This is a genomic window from Nocardia sp. NPDC004722 (genome assembly GCF_053601505.1).
Genome location: NZ_JBSGBY010000074.1, coordinates 1 through 20,456, shown reverse-complemented (window position 1 = coordinate 20,456; position 20,456 = coordinate 1). Strand labels below are relative to the sequence as shown.

The following is a 20,456-nucleotide window of genomic DNA, read 5'->3' as shown; positions in this document are numbered from 1 at the left end:
GCCCTACTCGGCGACCGGTCGCGTCGCCGCCGGCGGTTTGCCCACCGACCCCGACCCCCGCCCGGCCGCCGCAGGTGCGGCAAGCCGCAGCAGCCGCCGCACCTCGCCGAGCTCGAAGCCGGTCAACGTCGCCAGCGCGGTTTCGTCGGTCCCGCGCGCCTTGATCCGCGCCAGCGCGGCCGCTTCCTCCGCTTCCACCGTGGCCGCTGTCGCCGCGTACGTCTGCTGCGCGGCCGCGATGTCCTTGTCGCGTTTGGCGGCCGCCCGGTCGATCTTCGCGCCCGCTTTCAGCACGTCCGCCAAGTCCTCAGCGTCCGCGTGCTCGCGTTCCCGCGCCGCCGCTGTCACCGCAGCCATCGCCGCGCGCGCTTGCTTGCGGGCCATCACCGCAGGTCCGGCCGGTTTGGTAGCCATCGCATCCCCTTTCCAGCGGGCCACGCGGGCGGCCCTGTCGCGCCGGTAGCCGGGGTGGGTTCGCCCGGCCCGGAGTCCGTTCAGCGATCTTGATTCCTCACGCTACGCCCGTCCCACCCGATCCCAGCGCGAACTTTGCGCAACTGTCATGTACGCGTCCCGTTGCCCTGTTCCTGCCGCTCCCAGTCCGATCGCTTGCGATCTACCCCGAAAGGCCCCATGCCCGATACACACCTCTTGCACTATTGTGAATTTTCGGCCACGACCCTTCCGAGCTGCAATTTTCGGGCCTACCGTTGATCACGTGATGACCATCCACGCGATCCACGCGGGCGATGGCTACACCTACCTCACACGGCAGGTCGCCACCGGCGACCGCACACGCGCCGCCGATAAATCCTTCACCGATTACTACACAGCAACCGGCACTCCCCCGGGCCGCTGGTTCGGCCGCGGCGCCGAAATTCTCGGAGTGAACGGCGACGTCTCGCAGGATCAGATGCGCGCCCTCTACGGCGAGGGCATCCACCCCGATGCCGACCGGATCATCGTCGATGCGATCGCCGCCGGCATGACCGCACGGCAAGCTCTCACCGCCGCCGCCCTGGGCAGCGGAGTGCACGCCCGCGGCAACGGCACCAGCGCGATCCAGGCCATCTATCTGCGTGACAAGACCACGGCATTGGCTGAACTCGGCCGCCCCCTCACCCAAGAAGAGTGGGCGGATTTGCGTGTCGGTGCGGCGCGGCAGCACCTGACCGACGAGCTGGGCCGCGAACCGTCCGACCTCGAAATCGACGACGCCCTGGCCGATGAGAAGCAGCGTCAGAGCAAGGCGGTCGCCGCCTACGACTGCGTGTTCACCCCGCAGAAATCGGTGTCGATCCTGTGGGGGTTGGGCGACGACGCACTGCGCGCCGAGATCGCGCAATGCCATCGCGAAGCAGTCGAAGAGACCCTGGCCCGCATGCAATCGGAGTTCGCGCTCGCCCGCCGTGGCGCGGGCGGAATCCGCCAGATCGACGCGGACGGAATGACGTTCGCACTGTATGACCACTTCGACAACAGGACTGGTGACCCCAACCTCCACACCCACGCGGTCGTGTCCGCGCGGGTACTCGGTGCCGACGGTAAATGGTGCGCGTTGGATGCGCGATCGCTGTACGCGGCAACGGTTTCGCTGTCGTGCCAGTACAACGCTGCGATCACCGGCAAGCTCAAGCGACGCCTGGGTGTGCGGTTCGAACCCCGCTACCGCAACGGTCTGGGCAAGGCACCGGTCTACGAGATCGCCGATGTCCCCGAAGCGTTGATCGCGCACTTCTCTCGCCGCCCGAACATCGTGCGCGCCACCGAGAAACTCGTCGCCGACTACCGCGCCAAGCACGGCCGAAACCCCAGCAAAGCCGTCCAGATCCGCCTCGCCCAAGCCGCCACCCTGGCCACCCGCGACGCCAAACCGCTGCCGCGGACCTTGCGGGAAATGATCGAGGAATGGGCCGCCGATACCGAACGGTTCCTCGGCGACGGGCGCACCGCGCAGGCGTGGGTCGAACACGTGCTGGAGCTGTCGCGGGATCCGAACATGCTGCGCGATTACGACGCCCAGCACGCCGCGCTCACCGCGGCCGGACTGCTCGCCGAACACGTCGCCGAGCTCGCCGACACCACACCCGCACAGCGCGCCGCCGCGGTCCGCGACGCCCTCGACCGCTACGAATTCGCCACCGACACCGACCGCACGGCCGCCGCCGACGAGGTCGAGGCGCTGCTGGATCCCGAGCACGACAACAACATGCTCGACCTCGCCACACGCGTCGCCAGCCACGGCGGACGCGAGGTCTACGACCGCGACCAGATCGCCGACGAGGTCGCCGAGACCGTCGCCCGTCGACGAGCGACCTGGACCGAAGTACATATTCGCGCCGCCGCCGAAGACCGTGTCTCCGCCTGCGATTTCGCCACCGATACCGAGCAGCGGGCGGCGGTCGCCGAGATCGTGAACGCGGTGCGCGAGACCAGCATTCAGCTGACCATCGACCCCGAACCCGTGCCGCCAGCCTTGGCCCGCCGCGACGGACACAGCGTGTTCTCCACCTGCGCGGCCACCACAATCCGCTTCACCAATCAAACCGTTCTCGACGCAGAGACCGCACTCCTCGACGCGGCACACGCCCCCACCACCGAGTTCGTCACCAACCACGCGGTCACCACCGCCATCGCCGCCGTCGAAGCCGAAACCGGCCAGAGGCTGAATGACGGACAGCAGCGGATCGTGCGGCATCTGTGCACGTCCGGGACACGGTTGGCGGTCGCGATCGGGCCCGCCGGCACCGGCAAAACCACCGCCATGCGCGCGGTCGCCCAAGCGTGGATCGACGACGGACGGCAAGTGGTGGCGCTGGCGCCGCAGAAGTCGTCCGCGCGGGTGCTCGGCGACGATATCGGTGTCCCCGCGCGCACGATCGAGTCCCTGCTCACCCGCGCCCGCAAGACCGGCGACGCCGGGATAGAGCCGGGCACGATGCTGCTGGTCGACGAAGCAGGGATGGCCGCGACCGCGAATCTCGCCGAGCTTCAGACCCTCGCGGACGCGCACGGTGCGGTGGTGCGATGGATCGGCGACCCCGCACAACTCTCCGCGGTGGAGGCCGGTGGTTGCTTGCGCCTGGTCGCCGCCGACACCTCCGCTCCAGAGCTCGATACCGTGGTCCGATTCGCGGATCCGGACGAAGCCGAAGCGTCACTGCGGGTGCGCGACGGCGACGCTCCCGGGGCCTGGGAGTTCTACCACGACGCGGGCCGCATCGTGTCCGGGATGGTCGACGAACTCCGCGAACAAATCCTCACCGCACACCTCGCCGACCTCGACGCCGGAGTCTCGAGTCTGATGATGGCCGCCACCCTCGAGGACGTGCACCTGCTCAACGGCGCAGCCCAAGCCGCGCACGCCCACGCCGGACACGTCGCCACCGCCGGGCCCGGCGCTACCCTCGCCGACGCGCACACCGCCTATGTCGGGGACGTCGTGGTCACGCGCCGCAACACCAACCGGATCCGCATCACCGCAGGTATCCGGGCCGGGGATCCGATCGACAACGGCGAACAATGGCGCGTCCGCAAAGTCCACGCGGACGGGGCACTCACCGTCGCCGGGATCACCCACCGCGGGCACGTCGTTCTGCCCGCCCGCTACGTCGCCGAGAACACCGAACTCGGCTACGCGAGCACGGTGCACCGCGCCCAAGGCATGACCGTCGATCGCGCCTACCTGCTCATGGGCGCAGCACTCGGCCGCTCCCTCGCCTACGTCGGACTCACCCGGGGCAGCGACTACAACGGCATCTTCCTGGCCACCGACACCCTGCCCGACCCCGCCCTCGACCACGCCCCCGCCGCCGAGCGCTCCGATTACGAGGTGTGGTGTCGCGAGCTCGCCCGCGAGGACGACAACATCACCGCCACCGAGATTCTGCGCCAAGAACTCGCGGCCGCCGAAGATCCGCAGCGGCTGCGCGACATCTACGACCACGCCCGCGGCCTGCTCATGCACGACCGCATCGACACCCTCCTCGCGCACGCTCTACCAGCCAGCCTGTATCAACAGGTCGTGGCCTCGCCGCACTACGAGACCCTGGTCGCCACCCTCGACCGCGCCGAACAGTCCGGCCTGGACCTGACCACCCTGGTCGGACTCACGGCCACCGACCGGTGGCGGGCCACCGCCGATCCGATCGACGCCACCGACGACCCGGCCGCGGTCCTGCGCTCGCGCGCCGACCGCCACATCGCCCGCCAGCTCGGCCTGCCCGCCCACAACGCCGAAGGGAAGTTCCTCGCGCTCCGCGATCTCCCGGCCCCCGAGCTGGCGGCCGTCCCGCCACGGTTCGCGGGCATCGATGCCGAGCTCGCCGACTACACCAGCAACCTCTACGACCGCCTGACCGAACTCGACGAGCCCGACCAGGCCGCCGACCGTGTGGCGGCGGTCAGCGAGTTCGCCGACACCTTCGCCGTCCCCGACGAGGCGGAACTGCCCGCACGTCTGGCGCGCATCCGCACCGACTACGAACACACCGCCCGCGCCTTGGGCCGCGACTGGGCCCGGCACGAACTCGCCCAACACCTCCCGACCGGACTGCACCGCCACGTCGAAGACGGACCCGGCTACGAGCATCTGCTCGATGTGGTCGCCGCCTCGCACACCGCCGGCCTCGACGCCCGCGAGTTCATCACCGAGATCACCCAAGCCAGCCAGCCGCCCCTGACTCGCGCGGCTGCGGCGGCGGGCGTGCTGGCCGAACGAGGGCAAGCCGTCCTCGACGAGCACCAGCACGCCCGTACCGATGTCCTGCGCGGCGAACCGACCCCGCTGCCGCCCACGCATCCCGGCATCGACCACGACCTGGCCGCCCACGCCACCGGGCTGCGCGAACAACTCCATGCCCTCGAAGACCTGCAACTCGCCACCGAACTGCAGGCAGACCCGCTGCGCGCCCTCGACGGGCGCGATCTCAACGACCGCATTCGCGCCCTGCGCGCCACCCTCAACCGACCCGACCCCGCACCGGCCAGCACGCCTGGCGAAGCCCTCGCCGCGGTCGAAGCCGAACACGGTCACCTGCACACGCAAGCCGAACTCGTGCGCGCAGCCCTGACCGCGCAAGCAGCCGCTGACACCGCCGACGCCGCGCTTTCCGCCGCGACCGACGCGGTCGCCGAAGCACAGCGCAAGCTCGACGCGCTGCCCGCCTACCGGATCGGCACCCGCCGCGACACCGAAGCCGAACGCGACAGCGCCCAGCACGCGCAAGCCGCATCCCGTACGCACGCCCAGCAGGCCCGCCAGCATGCCGAGGACACCCTCGCCGCAGCCGTTGCCGCCGGAGCGGCACCGCATCGCTGGCAGACCATCCTCGACCGCGATACCGACGCCACCAGCAAGCGCGGCGAACTCGCCGCCGCCCGCCACACCGACACCCGCACCGCCGACCTGCACGCCCGGCAGGCCAAAGCCCGCACCACGACGACCGCGAGGCTGGAGAAGGCGCTGGCCGAACGCGACCGCCGCCGCAACCTCTCACCCGTCCGCGCGGCCGCCGAACAACGCCTACGCGACCAGCGCGCCGCCGCTCAAGCCGCCGAGTACGAAGCCGGGCGCAACCCAAGCGGCCCCGAAGCCGACCCGGCCGCCGAACACGATCTCGGGGCCGAGGCGTAGATCGCTCGGCGGTGTCGGAGCACGGCGGTAGCGTGGCGCCGTGGATCTCGCGGTGTTCATCGTCCTGTTGGCGGTAGCGGGGTTCCCCGTAGTTTCGCTGAAAATCGGGTGGAAGTGACGTAATCGGTTGGTAGATAATTACTTTCGCGGAGGCAACTAGCGCCGGAGAGGGCGGGAAGGGGGTGGAGTGAATCCCTGTGGCCATTTTGTGCGGTTGTCATAGAAGACGTCGGTCAGGTTCGCGCCGGTGAGGTCGGCATCTGTGAGGTCGGCGTCCTGAATCGAGGCGTTGGTCAGGTTGGCGCCGGCAAGGTGCGCGCCGCGCAGAGTCGCTCCCCATATAGTCGTCGAGGACAGGTTCGCCTCGGTCAACGTCGCAGTGGTCAGGTCAGTCCCTGACATCCGGGCCCCAGTGAGGTTCGCGCGGTGCAGGCTGGCGCTCACCAGATGTGCGAAAGTCAGTCCCGTGTTCGTAAGGTCCGCGCCATTCAACTGCGCATCGGACATCTGCGCAGCACTGAAATCCGTGTTGGTCAGGTTCGCGTTCACCAACGAAACCCAACCCAGATTCGCCGATTCGAAGTTGGTGTTCGTGAAGTTCGTTCCGTCCAGATGGGCGCCGGCCAAACAAGTGCCGGTGATGTCGAGGCCCGTTCCGGCATTGGCAAAGCCGTCTGCGCGAACAGGGTCGTCGTGGGCGGTGTTTCGTCGCCCGATCACGGTCAACGTGGCCGCGACATCGACCGGGGTCACAGTGGACACGAATGGCTCGGCGCAGTCGGCTCTGCTGGTGTGCGTACGTAGGAACGCCGCCAAGACCGAGAAGATCATCGGATGGTCCGGCGGGGAGTCTTTCGCGAGCCGCTCGAGTAGGTAGACGCCCGACAGCCGAGTGCTGATCTTGTCCGACGACAGCTCCTCGGTGGCCAAGCGGAACCGGTCAGTGATCGCGGTTTGCTCGCTGAGGGCGAACTGATTGTTCGTCGCTCGCAGCGACTGGTTCGTGAAATAGAGCCCGGTCACCGCCGTGATAGACACGATCAGCGCGCCGATCGTAGTTGCGCTTGCGCCGACCTTCGGCCATCCCGACCAATGCACGACCCGACGCCATCGCGCCCTCGTCGGTGGTGCCGGGGCCGGTGTTTGAGGGACTGGCACCGGGGCTGTGGGCGGCCGCAGTGATCGTCCACGACCCGCGAGCGGACCCCGGCGGCGAAGTGGACGCTGCGCTGCCCCGGCGGTCATCCCGAAATCCCCTCATGACGTGCGTCAGCGCCAACCTAGCATCGTCAGCGCATTGGTTGCGGCACAACGGTTGGGGTAGCGGTAGAAACGGCGCGAAAACCAACACTTATGCCTGGACCAGCGGCTCTGGGGCTCCCGCTAGACAAAGAATCGGACCGATATCCTGTGATCCGTTGTCCGGCAGCGGATCACAGGATCGACCGAATCGCCCGATCGGGGCGATCCCTCGCATCAGACGCGACCGTTCCACGTGTCGGCGGTCCACCGGAACAGATCGAGGAACACTCAAACGAAACACCGTGACCAGCGATGATGGGCCTCAGCGACGGTGTTTCACCAGTCGGAGGGCTCACGGGACAGCACCCCTCCAGGATGAGCGGCGAATGCGCAGGCCAAGCCATTGTCGTTGTTTCCGCGCCGTTTCTACCGGAACCCGTACTCGTTCAGGTGGGGGCGTCGCTGAGGCGGGTAAGCGGGGCGGTGCGCTGCATGCCATATCCGCCCGGAATTCGGCGGATACTACGGCGCCCCCTAGCGGTCTTGCTGCTGCTGGCGGACCGGAGATTGAGCCAAAGCGCGCAGCTCACGGCGTTCTTCGGCGGCCCGGTGCGGGCCCGCTCGATCGGGAGCTGGTATGTGATCGGCGCGGCGATACTGGCCGCGCTGTCGTTCTGGATCACGCCCTGGTGGACCGACTGGGTGCGATGGGCCGTAACCGTGGTGTGCGTCGCGATGATCGGCACCGAACTACGGCACACCGAAGACTGAGCACGCCGTACTCCCCGTTCAGAAGTCCAGCGCCAGTTGACCATCCTCAGCGAGTCCGGCGGTTTCGAGGCGTCCGGGGTGAGGTGTCGGTGCGTTCGCGCGCAGCGCATTCACTTGGGGCATATCGGGTTTGACCTGGCCGAGGGTGTAGGCCACCCGCGGTAGGTCGGGCTCGGCGGCGAGTAGTTGCGCGGCGTAGGTGGCGCGCAGGACACCGGGTGCGAGACGTTCGGGGAGGCCGGCGTCGCGGCCCAGGTCTTCGATGATGTCTTCGATCTGGCCGACCGAGAGCCGTCGTGTGCGTTCGGGTCCGTTCTCGCAGACCAGGAAATATGCCTGGATGCGGGCGGGTCCGAGCATGTCGGCTCGTTCGACCTGCCACTCGGCTTGTGCGGTGTGGGCACGGCGTGCGAGCTCGATGCGGCGCAGTTCGTCGCCGCCGGGGGCGGGGGCCCATAGGAAGCTGCGGCGGCCGGTGAGCACCATGTCGGCGATGTCGAGGGCTTCGGCTTCGGACTCCCGCAGCCCGCCGTAGAGCAGCACCATCACCAACGCGAGGTTACGGGCGCGGCGGGCCCGCATCAGCGGCGTGTGCGCGGGCCGACGCTCCGCGGTCGCGATCAGCGCCGATTGCTCGTCGACGGCCAGCGTCCGCTGGATACGCCGGTCATCGATCCGGGCAGCACGCACTTGGGCCGGGCCCAGTTCCAGCCACACGTAGTAAGCGGTGACCGCCGCCAGGGTGACATTCCAGGTCGTGGACCGCCGGGTGGCGAGTATCTGCTGGCGGTACGCCTGCACGGCGGTGTCACGGCCGTGTGGCGTGGTCAAGGCATCGCGGAAAGGGCTGTCGCGCAACCATTCCAGATACAGCGCTACGCGCTGGCAGTATCGATCGATCGTGCGTACGGCCAGCCGTCTGCCGGTGCGCCGGTTGGGCTGCACGGCCAGCCACAGCCGAAACCGTGGATCGAGGGCGAACGGATCGACGAAGTCGGCATCGGCCGCCGACGCCCACGGGGTGCTCTCGGCACTTGCCACGCTTCACCGCCCTTCCCGGCTTTCCTCAAGTCTTGAGGATGCCAGGGGCCACTGACAAGCACCGCCGAGCACGAGTTTCACGCTGGAACAGCCAATTATCCGGGCGCGAAAAATGTTGTGGCCCTGGATAATTGAGCAGTTTCGCGCGTCACGTTCTAGAGACCGGCAGGGAGGCGCAGGGGTGGGAGCGGTTCGGGTGGCCGCCATCCGATGAGGGTGGTGCCGACGCGCGCGTAGTCGGCGATCTTGGCTGCCTTGCGCCGCAGATACTCGGGGTGATCGAGGCCCCACACCTCGACGACGGTGTCCTCGACATCGGTGAGCACGAAGTCGGGCAGCGTCAGGCTGACGTGGTCGTAGCGGACAGGTTTGAAGAACGCGCGCCCGGCGGCCTGCAACGCGGCGGCCATGACGAGTTCGTGGGAGCTGTCGGCGGGAATGTAGGTGTCGCCGGTGGTGAGCATGACCGCGGCATCCGCGAGGGTGGGGTAGCCCTTCGGAGAACGCTCGAGCAGGACCAGCGTGACGCGGCGGCCGCCGTGCTGGCTGGCGGTGCGGGCGAAGGCGGCCCGGTGCGCGCGCAGGATCCGCTGGTGGACCTCGCGGCTGGTGTAGAGGACGCTCGGAAGGTGTTTGACCTTGTAGGCGACGCCGTGGGCGGTGGCGTTGGCTTCGACGAGCTCGCCGAGCAGCAAGCCGCGGCGGATCTGATCGCGCGGGCTGCGTAGCCGGTCGAGGAAGGCGTCGAACGCGGCCCGGTTGGCGTCGCCGACCTGGGGCCGGTAGGGCGGCACGAGGTAGAGCACATCGGTGAGCGCGCGGCGGCTGAGCACACAGTCCTCGAGGTGGGGGCCGAGTGTGGCCAGGACCTGCGCCCAGCTGCGGCGGCCACCCGGGTTGTAGGTGTTGAGGTGGGCGTCTTCCCACAGGTAGTGCAGCAGGCCCAGCAGCCCGACCGTGCGGCGGCCGCCACCACCGTTTTCGGTTGCGCGGGTGTCGGTTTCGCTAGTAGTGCCGGGTTTGACCAGCAGCGGGGTGTCGAAGCGGATCGTGGTGGCGTCCGGACCTTCGACGATCGCGTCGTCGGCGTAGCCGCTGCGCCCGGACAGGGCCGGATCCACCTGGTGGAACGGGCAATCCGGGTCGTGGTCTTGGCCTTCGCCGGGCCAGCGGGCGAGGAAGTATCGGCCGCCGCGGCAACGGATCACCAGCCGCAGCGGCTCGGGCCGGCACAGGCACAGCCCGTGTCCGGCAGTGGTCTTCGCGATGGTGAACATGCGGGTGTAGCGCTCGGGATTGGCGCGCAGGTCAACCAGCCGCATCTGGTGGGCGGCCAGGCGCACACGATCGATGCGCGCCACGGCCGATCATTCCTCTGCGGCGAGGTCGTCGCTGTGTGCGGTGGTGACCAGAGCGATCGCGAGGGCGTCGAGGTCGTCGGCGGGGATCGGGTCGCAGGGCAGTCGTGGCACGTCGCGGTGTTGGGTGGGACTGCACGAGTGCATGGGACCGACTTCGCCATCGGAGAGTGCACGGAGTGCGGGGTCGGCGTCGTAGGTCCACCAGGCGCTCAAGGCGTGGTCGTCGCCGCTGCGTACGGCTTTCTCCCAGGCCCGCCATACCGCGTAGAGGCGTACGCCCACGGGCGGGTGCTTCCACCATTTGGCGCACCAGGTGCGGCCGCGGTTGCCGTCGGAGAGGTTGAGCGCGATCGAGGGGCACCACATCTTCTCGACCCAGCTGGGCAGGTCGGGGAAGACATCGCTGTCGGTGTCGTCGTTTTCGGGTTCGTTGCCGGTGGGGTCGCCGGTGAAGGAATCATCGATGTCCCCGAAGTCGCCTTGGCTCATAACAGGACCTTTCCTTCGTCGGGTGGCGCGTACTTGGCCAGCGATGTGGTGATCGCCTCTGCGTATCGGGTTGTGCGCCAATCGGTTTTACGGACGAGCATCGGCGGGTTGCCGGTGGTGCAGATGATGGCGAGGTGCTTGGGCAGTTCGGCGAGCAGGTTGACCGGCAGCGTCGATTCCCTACTCCAGGACTGCGAGTGCGACGCGCCGCCGCGGCCGAGGCTGGCTGACCAGCGGTCCACGTCATGATCACCGATTCGCTCGGAAAGTGCCTGCAAATAACGTTGATCGGTGACGCCACCGGCGTAGAAGTGGGCATTCGACGCGGAGACCAATTGATCGAGTTGATTCGTGGTCCAGACTTCCGAGGCTTGAGCCGGGGATTGCAGGAAGGTCAGCATCACGATGCCCTGGGAGCCGAGGTGGCTGTACCGGTAGGGCAGATCGGAGAGTTTGCAGACGTTGGCGGCCTCGTCGAGGATCCCGACCAGCGGCGTGCGCAGGCGGCCGCCGGGTGAGCGGGCGGCCAGGGCCATCGCGTGGTCGAGGCAGCGGCCGACCAGGGCGGTGATCAGCGCGGTCGCGGAGTCCGGGCCTTCCATGCTGAGCAGAAACAGGCTGTCGCGGGAGCGGATGAACACGGCTGGATCGAATTGCGGCAGGTTGTGGCTGGGCGCCCATTGGCTCAGGGGGCTGTCGTCACCGTCGAAGATTCGCCGCTGTGGCGGCAACACGGTGGCGGCGTACCGCTCGTCGGTCAGCACGGTCAGCATGCGCCGGGCCATGTCGAACAGGCCGTCGCGCTGGCGCGGATTCAGTGCTTGGGCGGTGCGGACCTTCGCCGCGGCGATGGGGTGGCCGTGCTCGTGCAGCAGATGGGCGGGCAGTTTGCAGCCGTCGTAGGACAGCCAACTGTAGGTGTGGGCGATGTCGCCGCCGGAGACGGCAGCCGCCAGTAGATACAGCGCCACCAACTCCAGCGCTCCGCCTTCGAAGTAGTTGTCCGAGCGGGCATCTGGGATCTTGGTTTCGGCCTGGAAGTAGGCGGCCAGCCGCCGCGCGGTCGGCAAGCGGTCGACCCCGGCCAGGATGTTCCACCACCAGCCTTGCTCGGGTTCCCCGGCGCGACCTTGCAGGTCGGAAACCCAGACCCGGCGTCCGGCGGTTTCGCGGACACCGCGGCAGTGGTCGTGCAGGTCGCGTTTGTTGCTGGTGGCGATGACCGGGCCGGGAGCGGCGCAGATCGCGCCGATCGCGACACTGGCGGTTTTGCCGGTGCGGGGACCGCCGAAGACGACACCGACGTCTTCCCAGCTCATGTAGATGGCTTGGTCACCGATCACGGTGCGCCCCAACTCGATTCCGATGTCGGAGCGACGGATCACGTCGAGGTCCGGGCGCAGTCGCCGAGCCTTCCGGCGGGCACTGGGCCCGGCGACCTCGCTCAGTCGCCGGGGTGGCGACATGACTTTCGCGCGGCGTTCGATCTCGTGGCGCATCGCCCGCCGCCACAGCACCGTCGCGGCGGTGGTGAGCAGCGCGGTCTCCCCCAACCCGGTCAGCACTAGGGCCAAGCCCGGCCAGGTACCCGGCCGGGAGAACGTGCTCGACTGGCCAGCGACGCCCCCGAGCAGTTCGAGGGCCATCCACCAGCAGAGGTAGGCCACGCCGATGACCAGCGCACCGGCGGCGAACACCACGATCGTGGCGACGGAGCCGGTAATGCGCTGGTCAGGCGTCGCGCGCCGCGTCGTCACGGCGCGACTCCAGCGTCAGCACCTGCTGACGCCTCCGGTTGAGTCGGGAGTTGCTGCGGAGCTTCGGCTTCCGTCTCAGTGCCCTTCTTGCCACCTCGCGCACGGGGTTTAGCCCCGGACTTGGTCAGACCGACGAGCTGATCGGTCTTGTCGGCGCTGTTCTCCTGCCCGCGGCTGCTGGTCTTGCTGGTGCCGCGCTGTGTGCTGGCCTTCTTCGCTGTCGCCTGCGTTTGCGGCGCGGCCTCGGCCGATTGAGCGGGTTCCGTGGCGGGTTCGGGTTCAGGGGCATTGGTGTTCTCCAGTTCGGTCTGCGGTTGCTGGGCTGTCTGTTGCTGCTCGGCGACCGCGCGGGCCGCGTTGAGTTCGGCGAGGGTGTATTCGCTGGTCAGTCGAGCGATCCGGGCGGGATCCAGAGGTGCGTACGTCACGGCGGGCGCGGGGCTTGTTTGGATTTGGTTGGCGCGCTGCACTAGCTGGTTGGGGTCGACGCCCATCCTTTGCAGTTGAGCGGCTTCATGTTGGGCGCGTTGCGCCCAGGTCTGTTCGACCTCACGTGCGTATTCCCACGTCGCATGAGCGGAGGCCCAGCGGGCGAGGCGTTCCTCGACCGGGTGCGGCTGCTGCGCAGTCGAGTTCTCGCGGGGACGAGTGCGGTTGTGCAGCCAGGACTTCAGCCGTGAGAACAATCCGCGCCGCTGTCGTGGTGCCGCGGCGGGTTCGGCCTGGCTGGCGGGTTGAGGTCGCGTGCCGCGTTGGGCTTGGTTCTCGCGGTCTTGAGCCCACCTGCGGACGGCTTGGCGGGCTGCGAGCAGTGCTCGCGCGCCCGCCTCGACCACGGCCGCGGTTTCGGTGACGATCTGTTCGTCTTCGTAATGGTTCATGGCGGGAGTCCTTTGTTGTCAGGGTTCGGCGGCCACGTCGGCCGCCGGGCCGGTGTCGGTCTCGATGTGCGGTAGCGCGGCGGGGCGTGGCGAGTCCTGCTGTCTACCTGCGGTTTTCGTGCGCATCATGCTGATCAGTCCAGCGCTGGACGCCGGTGGTGCTGGTGGTCCGGTGGCCAGGCGTTGGGTCCAGGCGGTTTCGCGGTTCTCGGCGAGCTCGGCGAAGGCGACGGCCTGGCGGGCGGCGGTGGTGAACAAGTCGTGCAGTTCACGGTGCACGGTGGCGGGAAGGTGTTGCCCGGCGAGGACTCTGGCCAGACGGTCGCTGTGGCGGGCGTATCCGGCCCGGGCGGCGGCCTGCCCGCGGGCGAGGCCGGTGATGTCGGTGCCCAGCGCCCGAATCGCATGTGCGACCCCGGTCGCCGGTGCGGCCCCGCGCGACTGCGTGAGCATGCCCAGCGCGGCGGCCGCGGTGTCGGTGCCCAACGCGGCTGCCCGCTGCGTGTGGCGGGCCTGGTCGGCGTGGTGGCGGGAGTGTTCGTCGAGCCACAGCAGTGGCGGCAGGCTGCGGTCGTCGATGGTGTGGTTTTCGATGTCGCCGACAAGTGCGGCGAGGCGGGCGGCTTCGAGGTCGTGCATGCCTTGCTGGTCGAAGAGGGCTTCGACCTGGCCGCGGGCCCGGTCGAGCGCGGCCTCCATACCGGGTATGCATTCCTCGACGAGGCGGGTGACGCGCGCGTATTCGCGGATCCAGGTGGCCGCTTGTTCGCGGTCGAGGTAGTCCGGCCACAACGGTTCGACCGGCAGCCCGTAGGCGATACGCCCTGCCGCGATACGGATTTGGCGCTGGTCGTCGGCGGCCATCGGGGCGATACGCGACAGCAGCAGCGGCGCGAACGCAGGCCCGGAGCGTGCCAGTTTGGCCAGCAGCGCATTCGCGCGCCCGCGCAAGGATTCGGCGGGGCTGACGAATACCGGCCCGGCCAGCAGATCCGTGGTCTTCCGACCGGGTTCGAGATACCCGAGCACGGTCGCCACTCCGGCCCGCACGCTGCTGCGCGGCGCCAGGCGCGCAAGGTAATCGTCGAGTTGTGCCCGCCGGGTGGCGGATTCGGTGAGGTAGGCGGCCGGATCGGCGGCGGGATTCGGGCCACGCCACCCCGCGAGGGCCGCGAGCACGTCGGTGGGAGCGTGCATTCGGGCCAGGGTGTGGTGGGCAGCGTCCGCGCACAGATGCAGTAGCTCCGCAGCCGCGACGAGATGCGGGTCGAGCTCGGACGGGGTGCCCCAACCAGGGCCGGAGTTCCAGTTCTCGGTGAGTTCGAAGCGGGTGTAGCCGCGGCGTTCGGCAGCCTGGATCTGCCGCTCACGGTTCGCGCGGGCGAGGGCTTCGCGCTGGGCGGGGGTAGCGGTGCGTTTGGGTGTGGACTTGCCGATGTCGAACAGGTAGGCGACCACGATCTGCCCGCGGCGGCGGGTTTCCATTCGGCCGGCGATGTCTTGGCGGCCGGGGGCACGGCCCTGGGCGCTGAGTTGGCGTCGGGTCTTGAGGTGGGACGGGGCGGCCATCCACGGGTAGAGCGGGACGTCACCCCCGCGCTCGGCGCTCACCGCCAGGCTCCCATCCGGTCATCCGCCCGCGTGCGGATCGTGCGTGGAAGAGAAGGTGCAGGTTCATGAGCTGTGTCTCCTTGGCGGGGTTAGGGATTGGCGTGCACAGCGAAGGCGGACAGTCGCCATCCGGCGGGAGTCAGCGCGGTGGTGGCGGCGATGTTCATGCGCCGATACCGGGTGCTGGAGCCGTCGCGGTGCAGCAGGGTCTGTGTGAGTTCGATCTGGACCAGGGCGGTGCCGTCGGGTTGGGTGGTGAGCTCGGAGGCTTGTGCGGTCGCGGTGATCACGTCGGCCGCCTCGCGCCAGCTGGCCCATCTCGGAATCTCGCGCCCACCCGAGTCGTCGGGGGTGTCGGCAGCGGCGAGAAGTTGCCCGGTCAGCCAAGGTTTGGCCCGCTCGAGGCCCTCACCGGTGGAGGTGTCGGTGACCGGCTGCCAGGTGAACACCGCCGTGAGTGCTTGTTCGGCGGCGGTCTGCGCGCCCGCTCCCGCCGGGGTCGGTCCACCGGGCCCGAGGAAGTGATCCACCCCCGGTACCACCGACGTCGCGCCCGGGGACTGCGGGTGCGGGTGGAGCAGGGAAAGTGTTGCGGCAGCGAGGATCACCGCGGCGCAGGTCCCGATCAGCAGGTAGAGCCCTTGATTCCTGGACATGACCGATCACCTCCTGTCAGGAGAGTTGTTGGGCGTAGTTGGGGATGTCGGCGAGGATCGCGGCCACGTACGGGCGGGTCTCGGTGAAATGGCGGGGGATCTGATTCGGTAGCCCGCCGGAGTCGAGGACCGCGCCTTCGCCCGCGTTGTAGGCGGCGATGGTGAGGGCGGTGAGGTCGCCGGAGACCTTGCCTTCGGCTTGCCAGCCCTCGATGGTTTTCGCGATGGCACACATGTAGCGGGCCTGGCCGATGATCCCGTCGGCCGGGTCCATCGGGTCGGCGTAGCCTTTGCCGTCCGCGTCGATCACATACGGCTGTCCGTCGGGGGCAAGAGCTTTCGCGGTGCCGGGCATGAACTGGGCGATGCCCATCGCGCCGTCGGGCGAGACCGCGTCAGTGCGGAAACCCGACTCGTGCAAGCCCTGGGCGGCCAAAAGGGCGGAGGAGATTTCCGGGCAGGTGGTTCCGGCCTTGCGGTACCACTGCTCGAACTGCGGGGGGACCTTGCCGGGCGCGAGATTGTCGACCCCTCCCCCAGACGTCCCGCCGCACCCCGCGGCTACGGGAGTGGTCGGTGCCGGGGTCGCGGTGGGTGTGCCGGTCGTGGAGGCCGCCGCGTCGGCTGCGCGCGGGTTCTGGATGGGGGTGGCGGTATTGCCGTCTTGCAGCCACGGCATCGGGTCGATCGCGGTTCCACCGGCGAGGCGGCCGGGAGGTTGGCGGACCTCGAAATGCAGGTGCGGGCCGGTGGACTCGCCATTGGTGCCGACCCGTGAGATCTGCTGCCCGGCCGTGACGTGATCGCCGACGTGGACGAGCAAATCGTTGTCGTACATGTGCCCGTAGACCGTCGACCAGACCTGTCCGTCGATGTTGTGGTCGAGCACGATCCAATCCCCGAAACCGGACGCCGGGCCGGAGGCGGCGACGGTGCCGTCCATGGCCGCATAGATTGGGGTGCCTTCCGGGGCGGCCATGTCGACGCCCATATGGGTGCCGCCACGCGCGCCGAACGGGTCGCTGACGGTGAACACGGCCGGATCCACCGGCCAGGTGTGCCCGGCACTGGCCGGAACACCCGCCCCGCCACTGGGTGTGGTTGGGGTGCAGGGGTTTTCGTCGTCGAGCATCAGCGTGACGACGACCACCGCGGGCAGGAGCACGACGGCGGTGAGGGCGGCCAGCGCGGCGGCGGGTTTCATGCCCGCTCCCAGGTCCCATCATCGTCGAGGGCCTCGGTCAGCGCTTGGTTGAGTTCTTGCGACAGCAGCAGCTCCCGGCGTAGCCGCTCCACGGCCATTTCCAGGCGGGGAATGCTGCGGCCTATCGAGGGTCCGTCCTCGGCGGCGACCCACAGCAGCACGGTGTTGAAGTGCACGCCGATGTCGGCGGCGACGACCTTCGCCGCAGCGGTACGCGACATGAGGCGTGGGGAGAGTTTGCGGACGCGGGCGACCGAGGCGCGGCGGATCCGGTCGTCGACAGGACCGTAGCGGCGTTGGGGTGCGCTCATGACGCTCGCCTTTCCTCGTGGGCCTGCTGGCCGAAGTGGCTGAATTTGCGGGAGGTTTCGTGGATTCCGGATTCGATCTCCACGGCGGTGAGCTCCATCCCGAACGGGATCCCGGGCGAGCGGTCTTCGGTGACCTTGAGCAGGAACTTCCCGACACCGGCCGCGACCGGCGCGCTGGTGCCGGGCCGGATCGGTTCCCCGGTGAGCGCTTGTGGCGCCGACCAGCTGGTGACCATGCCGATTTCGGCGGCGGTCAGCTTCACCACCCCGTCGAGGGCGGCGAGCTCGTCAGCAGGCAACGCGCCGAGGATTTTCGCGCGGGAGCGTTCCAGGAAGCCGACGGCACGATCGGCGGCCGCACCCAACGCCTGGAGGTCACGGATGGAGTGGCTGATCATGATCAGCGACGTCGCCAGCGAGCGCTGCAAGCGCGTGAGCTCGTCGACGCGGGCGATCATGAACTCGCCCAACCCCAGGACCTGCCACAGCTCGTCCATGACGACCTGGAAATACCGCTGCTCCTCCAACCCGACCTCAGCCAGCAGGTTCAGTGCCTCGATGGCGGCGAACCCGGCCGACCAGCAGGTGAGCATGGCCGCGGCCTTGAGCTTCTTGTCGCCCTTGGGGATATGGGAGACATCGATGACGACCCCGACCGAATCCATGTCCAGCGGGGTCGTGGTGGGCGCGTTGAAGACCAGTCCGAACGGACCTTTGGTCAGCGCGCGCAGGCTGCGGCGCAGGTCGATGGTGGCCTGTTCGTACTGCTCGTCGGTGCGTGATCCGGCATCCAGCCACAACTCCGGGCTGCCCGCCCCGATCACGTCCGCGAGGTCTTCCAGCAGCGGCGGCGCGGCGAGGGTGAACCCGCGCCCGCCCTCCGCCTCGGGGGCGAAGAGCAGTTGCAGGCCGGTGGACAGCAGGGTGTCTTCGAAGTCGCGGATGCGTTCGCCGCGCACGAGTTCGATGAGGCCGCCGATCAGATTCGTTTGCCGCGCACGCAATTCCGCGCGCAAGTTCACCGCGTGACCGGCGTGCCCGGCCGCTTCCAGGCGAGCGACGGCGAGGCCCATGAGGCCGGCGTCGAGGGGGTTGATGGAGCCGTGCCCGTAGCCCAGATCGATGACCTGGCCGTCACACATTTCGATGGTGTCGCGGTAGTCGGGTTTGACGTCGGCGAGCACCAGCGGGGTGATGCCCTGGGCGATGCCGCCGAGCACGATCCGGCGCACGAGGGAGGATTTGCCGAATCCGTTGAGGCCCAGCACGAACAGGCTCGGCGCGGTGATGAAGTTGCCGCGCGTGAACCAGTTCATCGGGTCGAAGCACACGCTTTCCCCGGTCTGCAGATGCCGCCCCAGCGGGGTACCGATCACCGGCGCGCCCGCACCGACCGCCCACGGCCACAAGCCCGCGACCTGCGCGGTCGTGGCCCGATACTCCGGCGGTGCGGCCACACAGCGATCCCGACCGCCACCGGGACCTTCCACCCCGGTCGCGGTGATCCGCACTGCCGCACCGTGTTTCCCGGACTTCCCGGCGCGCTTGCCGCCGGTCGTGGCGCGGCCGGTGGCGGCCAGGCGGCGGTTGTCGTCGGTCTTGAGCTGAAACTTCGCCCACGCCGCGGTGAGCGGATTGCCGTCCAGCGCCTGGTACTCGCAGCGGGTGCGCTGCTGTTCACTCAGCAGCCGGGTGCCGAACCCGCCGCGGCGTTCCCGGGCGGGTTTCGCCGTACCGGACTGGGCCGTCGTCTTTTTCGTGGTCCGGTCGGACTTCCCCGATTTCTGGGTTTTCGCCGCGCTCGCCGGGGGTGCGGGGTGGCGTAGCCGGGGGCTCATTCGCCCAAGCCCCGTGGCGTGGAGGTCATTTCCGGTAGCAGCACCCCGGCGCCGAGGGCGGCGGCGAAGGCGGCGGCCTGGTAGCGGTAGCAGCGGCGGATCTTCAACCGTGCCTGCGACGACAGATCCTTCGTGATCGCCTCGAGCGCGGGCTCATCCGCGCCGAGACGCTCGGTCACCGAGACCAGTGCCGCGAAGCGGGTGACGCCGTGTCCGCCTGCTTGTTCCTTGCGGGCCTGTTCGGTGGATTCGCGGCGCATGGTCGCGGTCGCGGACCCGACACCCCGCTGGGTCTGCTCGGCCACCAGGGCGTTCTTGTAGTCGTCATCCACGATCTGGGCGGCGTCACCGGAGTTGTGGGGCCGGTAGACGAGCGCGACGCGTTTGCGCTGCACCTGGTCGTTCGGCGCGATGAGTCGTTGCAGGACCCGTTCGCGCACCACACCTTCCGGCGCGCCGTCCATCTCCCACGTCACCGTCACCGTGCCGTCGTGGATGAGCCGGTTGACCTTCTGATCGTGGTGGATCGGTCCCGCGTCGTTCCAGGTCAAACCATGGGATTCGCCTGCTTCGGCGGCCGCTTCGAGGTCGGCTTCCGCCGCCGGATCCCACGCGCGCCGCATGAGCGCGATGACTTCCTCGCCTGTCATCGGCCGCGCCCGCACCCCGGCATCGGCGAGGGCGGCCACGATCAGCGGCAGGCGACGGCCGATCTCTTCGGCCTGCTCGGCGGGATCCTTGCGCCGGGCGGGGGTGGTGGCTTTGAACGAGACGGAGCACCAGGATTCGGTGCGCACCGATTCGCTCGGCAGCATCTCGGCCAGCTGCGCCATCATCGCTCGCGCCGGAGCCGGAGCGGAGTCGAGGGTGAGCCGGTTGACCTCGCACGCGAGCCGGTTGCCGGTCTCCGGGAGTGAATCCACCACCGCGGTAATGGCTTCCACGTCCGGCTTCTCCCCCAACGTCGCCAACAACTGCGACCAGGAGGCCACCCATTCATCGACCCGGTCCTGATCGACCGCGCGAGCACCTTGCGGCCAGGTACGGATGAGGACGGTGTAGAGGTGATGAGAGGGCATGTGGACCATGCCGAAGCGGTATCCGGCGGAGTCGATGCCTTCGTAGAGTTTCGAATTCGCCATCAGGCCAGGCAGTTTCGCGGTGCCGAGGCGGGAGAAGACGCCCGCCATGTAGAAGTTCTCCCGCCGCCTCCAGGCGCGTGACCAGTTGACCATGAGAAGACCTCGCTCGTATCCGGTGCGGCCACCCCGGCTGTGGGCCAGCGGGGCGAGCACGACGATTTCGATGACGATTGCCACCGCCGCGACCTGTAGCCCGGCGACCATGACCAACAGCAGCGCGATCACCACCGCCACGAACGCCGCGACGGAGACCGACCAGCCCAAACCCCACATGCCTTCGCGCCGCGGGCGCGTCCATTGCCCGTAGGTGCGTTCGACCTGCTCGTTCGTGTTCATCGCGGCACCGCCGACCGACCGGCCCCGGTAGCGCGCGCGACCGGTTCGCTCCCGGCCGACACCATCGAGTTCATGCCGCGCGCCGCGGCACAACCGAGGCCATGTCCTCCACGAGCTGGGTCGCCACCTCAAAGCGGGCCACGCCTATCTGCGGCTGACGGTCGAATTCTACGCCGATCCC

At 68.8% G+C, this 20,456-nt stretch carries 15 protein-coding genes; 2 read left to right on the top strand and 13 right to left on the bottom strand.

The annotated features are described in order from the left end of the window. Positions 1-3: 3 nt before the first annotated feature. Entirely contained in the window at positions 4-414 is a 411-nt protein-coding gene (locus ACWELQ_RS10655; RefSeq protein WP_452396789.1) for a hypothetical protein, read from the bottom strand. A gap of 307 nt (positions 415-721) precedes the next feature. Here ACWELQ_RS10655 and mobF point away from each other — a divergent pair, with 307 nt between their 5' ends. After that, positions 722-5,635: a MobF family relaxase gene (gene mobF, locus ACWELQ_RS10650; protein WP_452396790.1), complete on the top strand. Its 4,914-nt coding sequence runs from the start codon at positions 722-724 to the stop codon at positions 5,633-5,635. 156 nt (positions 5,636-5,791) lie between these two features. On the opposite strand, the gene ACWELQ_RS10645 is transcribed toward mobF, so the two are convergent. Continuing rightward, a complete protein-coding gene (locus ACWELQ_RS10645; protein WP_452396788.1) occupies positions 5,792-6,733 on the bottom strand; it encodes a pentapeptide repeat-containing protein in 942 nt (313 codons plus the stop codon). Positions 6,734-7,444: 711 nt separating this feature from the next. Here ACWELQ_RS10645 and ACWELQ_RS10640 point away from each other — a divergent pair. Beyond that, a complete protein-coding gene (locus ACWELQ_RS10640; protein ID WP_452396787.1) occupies positions 7,445-7,648 on the top strand; it encodes a hypothetical protein in 204 nt (67 codons plus the stop codon). Positions 7,649-7,666: 18 nt separating this feature from the next. Here ACWELQ_RS10640 and ACWELQ_RS10635 read toward each other — a convergent pair whose 3' ends face one another. The 11 genes from ACWELQ_RS10635 to ACWELQ_RS10585 form a co-directional block, all read right to left on the bottom strand. Next, positions 7,667-8,689, bottom strand: a complete 1,023-nt coding sequence (locus ACWELQ_RS10635) for a tyrosine-type recombinase/integrase (protein WP_452396786.1) — start codon at positions 8,687-8,689, stop codon at positions 7,667-7,669. A gap of 155 nt (positions 8,690-8,844) precedes the next feature. Then, positions 8,845-10,050 (bottom strand): DUF1173 family protein, encoded by a 1,206-nt coding sequence (locus ACWELQ_RS10630; RefSeq protein WP_452396785.1) that lies wholly within the window; start codon positions 10,048-10,050, stop codon positions 8,845-8,847. 6 nt (positions 10,051-10,056) lie between these two features. Further along, positions 10,057-10,539, bottom strand: coding sequence for a DUF4913 domain-containing protein (locus ACWELQ_RS10625; RefSeq protein ID WP_452396784.1), 483 nt, complete (start codon positions 10,537-10,539; stop codon positions 10,057-10,059). Next, positions 10,536-12,296 carry a type IV secretory system conjugative DNA transfer family protein gene (locus tag ACWELQ_RS10620; RefSeq protein WP_452396783.1) on the bottom strand — a complete coding sequence of 587 codons (1,761 nt, stop codon included), beginning with the start codon at positions 12,294-12,296 and terminating at the stop codon, positions 10,536-10,538. The genes ACWELQ_RS10625 and ACWELQ_RS10620 overlap by 4 nt, the downstream gene beginning before the upstream one ends. Then, positions 12,293-13,177 (bottom strand): hypothetical protein, encoded by an 885-nt coding sequence (locus ACWELQ_RS10615; protein ID WP_452396782.1) that lies wholly within the window; start codon positions 13,175-13,177, stop codon positions 12,293-12,295. Before ACWELQ_RS10615 ends, ACWELQ_RS10620 begins: the two co-directional genes overlap by 4 nt. 18 nt (positions 13,178-13,195) lie before the next feature. Beyond that, positions 13,196-14,788 carry an RRQRL motif-containing zinc-binding protein gene (locus ACWELQ_RS10610; protein ID WP_452396781.1) on the bottom strand — a complete coding sequence of 531 codons (1,593 nt, stop codon included), beginning with the start codon at positions 14,786-14,788 and terminating at the stop codon, positions 13,196-13,198. 89 nt (positions 14,789-14,877) lie between these two features. Then, the gene (locus ACWELQ_RS10605; RefSeq protein ID WP_452396780.1) at positions 14,878-15,444 is read right to left on the bottom strand and encodes a hypothetical protein; all 567 of its coding nucleotides are present in this window, start codon (positions 15,442-15,444) and stop codon (positions 14,878-14,880) included. 16 nt (positions 15,445-15,460) lie between these two features. Beyond that, positions 15,461-16,648: a peptidoglycan DD-metalloendopeptidase family protein gene (locus ACWELQ_RS10600; protein ID WP_452396779.1), complete on the bottom strand. Its 1,188-nt coding sequence runs from the start codon at positions 16,646-16,648 to the stop codon at positions 15,461-15,463. After that, entirely contained in the window at positions 16,645-16,959 is a 315-nt protein-coding gene (locus ACWELQ_RS10595) for a hypothetical protein (RefSeq protein WP_452396778.1), read from the bottom strand. Before ACWELQ_RS10595 ends, ACWELQ_RS10600 begins: the two co-directional genes overlap by 4 nt. Continuing rightward, entirely contained in the window at positions 16,956-18,797 is a 1,842-nt protein-coding gene (locus ACWELQ_RS10590) for a hypothetical protein (protein ID WP_452396777.1), read from the bottom strand. Before ACWELQ_RS10590 ends, ACWELQ_RS10595 begins: the two co-directional genes overlap by 4 nt. After that, on the bottom strand, positions 18,794-20,275 hold the full coding sequence (locus ACWELQ_RS10585; RefSeq protein ID WP_452396776.1) for an SCO6880 family protein: 1,482 nt from the start codon (positions 20,273-20,275) through the stop codon (positions 18,794-18,796). The genes ACWELQ_RS10590 and ACWELQ_RS10585 overlap by 4 nt, the downstream gene beginning before the upstream one ends. Positions 20,276-20,456: the final 181 nt, after the last annotated feature.

Coding starts and splice junctions, on each gene's coding strand:
- mobF (WP_452396790.1), top strand. CDS start 722: ATGACCATCCACGCGATCCACGCGGGCGATGGCTACACCTACCTCACA.
- ACWELQ_RS10655 (WP_452396789.1), bottom strand. CDS start 414: ATGGCTACCAAACCGGCCGGACCTGCGGTGATGGCCCGCAAGCAAGCG.
- ACWELQ_RS10595 (WP_452396778.1), bottom strand. CDS start 16,959: ATGAGCGCACCCCAACGCCGCTACGGTCCTGTCGACGACCGGATCCGC.
- ACWELQ_RS10600 (WP_452396779.1), bottom strand. CDS start 16,648: ATGAAACCCGCCGCCGCGCTGGCCGCCCTCACCGCCGTCGTGCTCCTG.
- ACWELQ_RS10590 (WP_452396777.1), bottom strand. CDS start 18,797: ATGAGCCCCCGGCTACGCCACCCCGCACCCCCGGCGAGCGCGGCGAAA.
- ACWELQ_RS10605 (WP_452396780.1), bottom strand. CDS start 15,444: ATGTCCAGGAATCAAGGGCTCTACCTGCTGATCGGGACCTGCGCCGCG.
- ACWELQ_RS10615 (WP_452396782.1), bottom strand. CDS start 13,177: ATGAACCATTACGAAGACGAACAGATCGTCACCGAAACCGCGGCCGTG.
- ACWELQ_RS10625 (WP_452396784.1), bottom strand. CDS start 10,539: ATGAGCCAAGGCGACTTCGGGGACATCGATGATTCCTTCACCGGCGAC.
- ACWELQ_RS10585 (WP_452396776.1), bottom strand. CDS start 20,275: ATGAACACGAACGAGCAGGTCGAACGCACCTACGGGCAATGGACGCGC.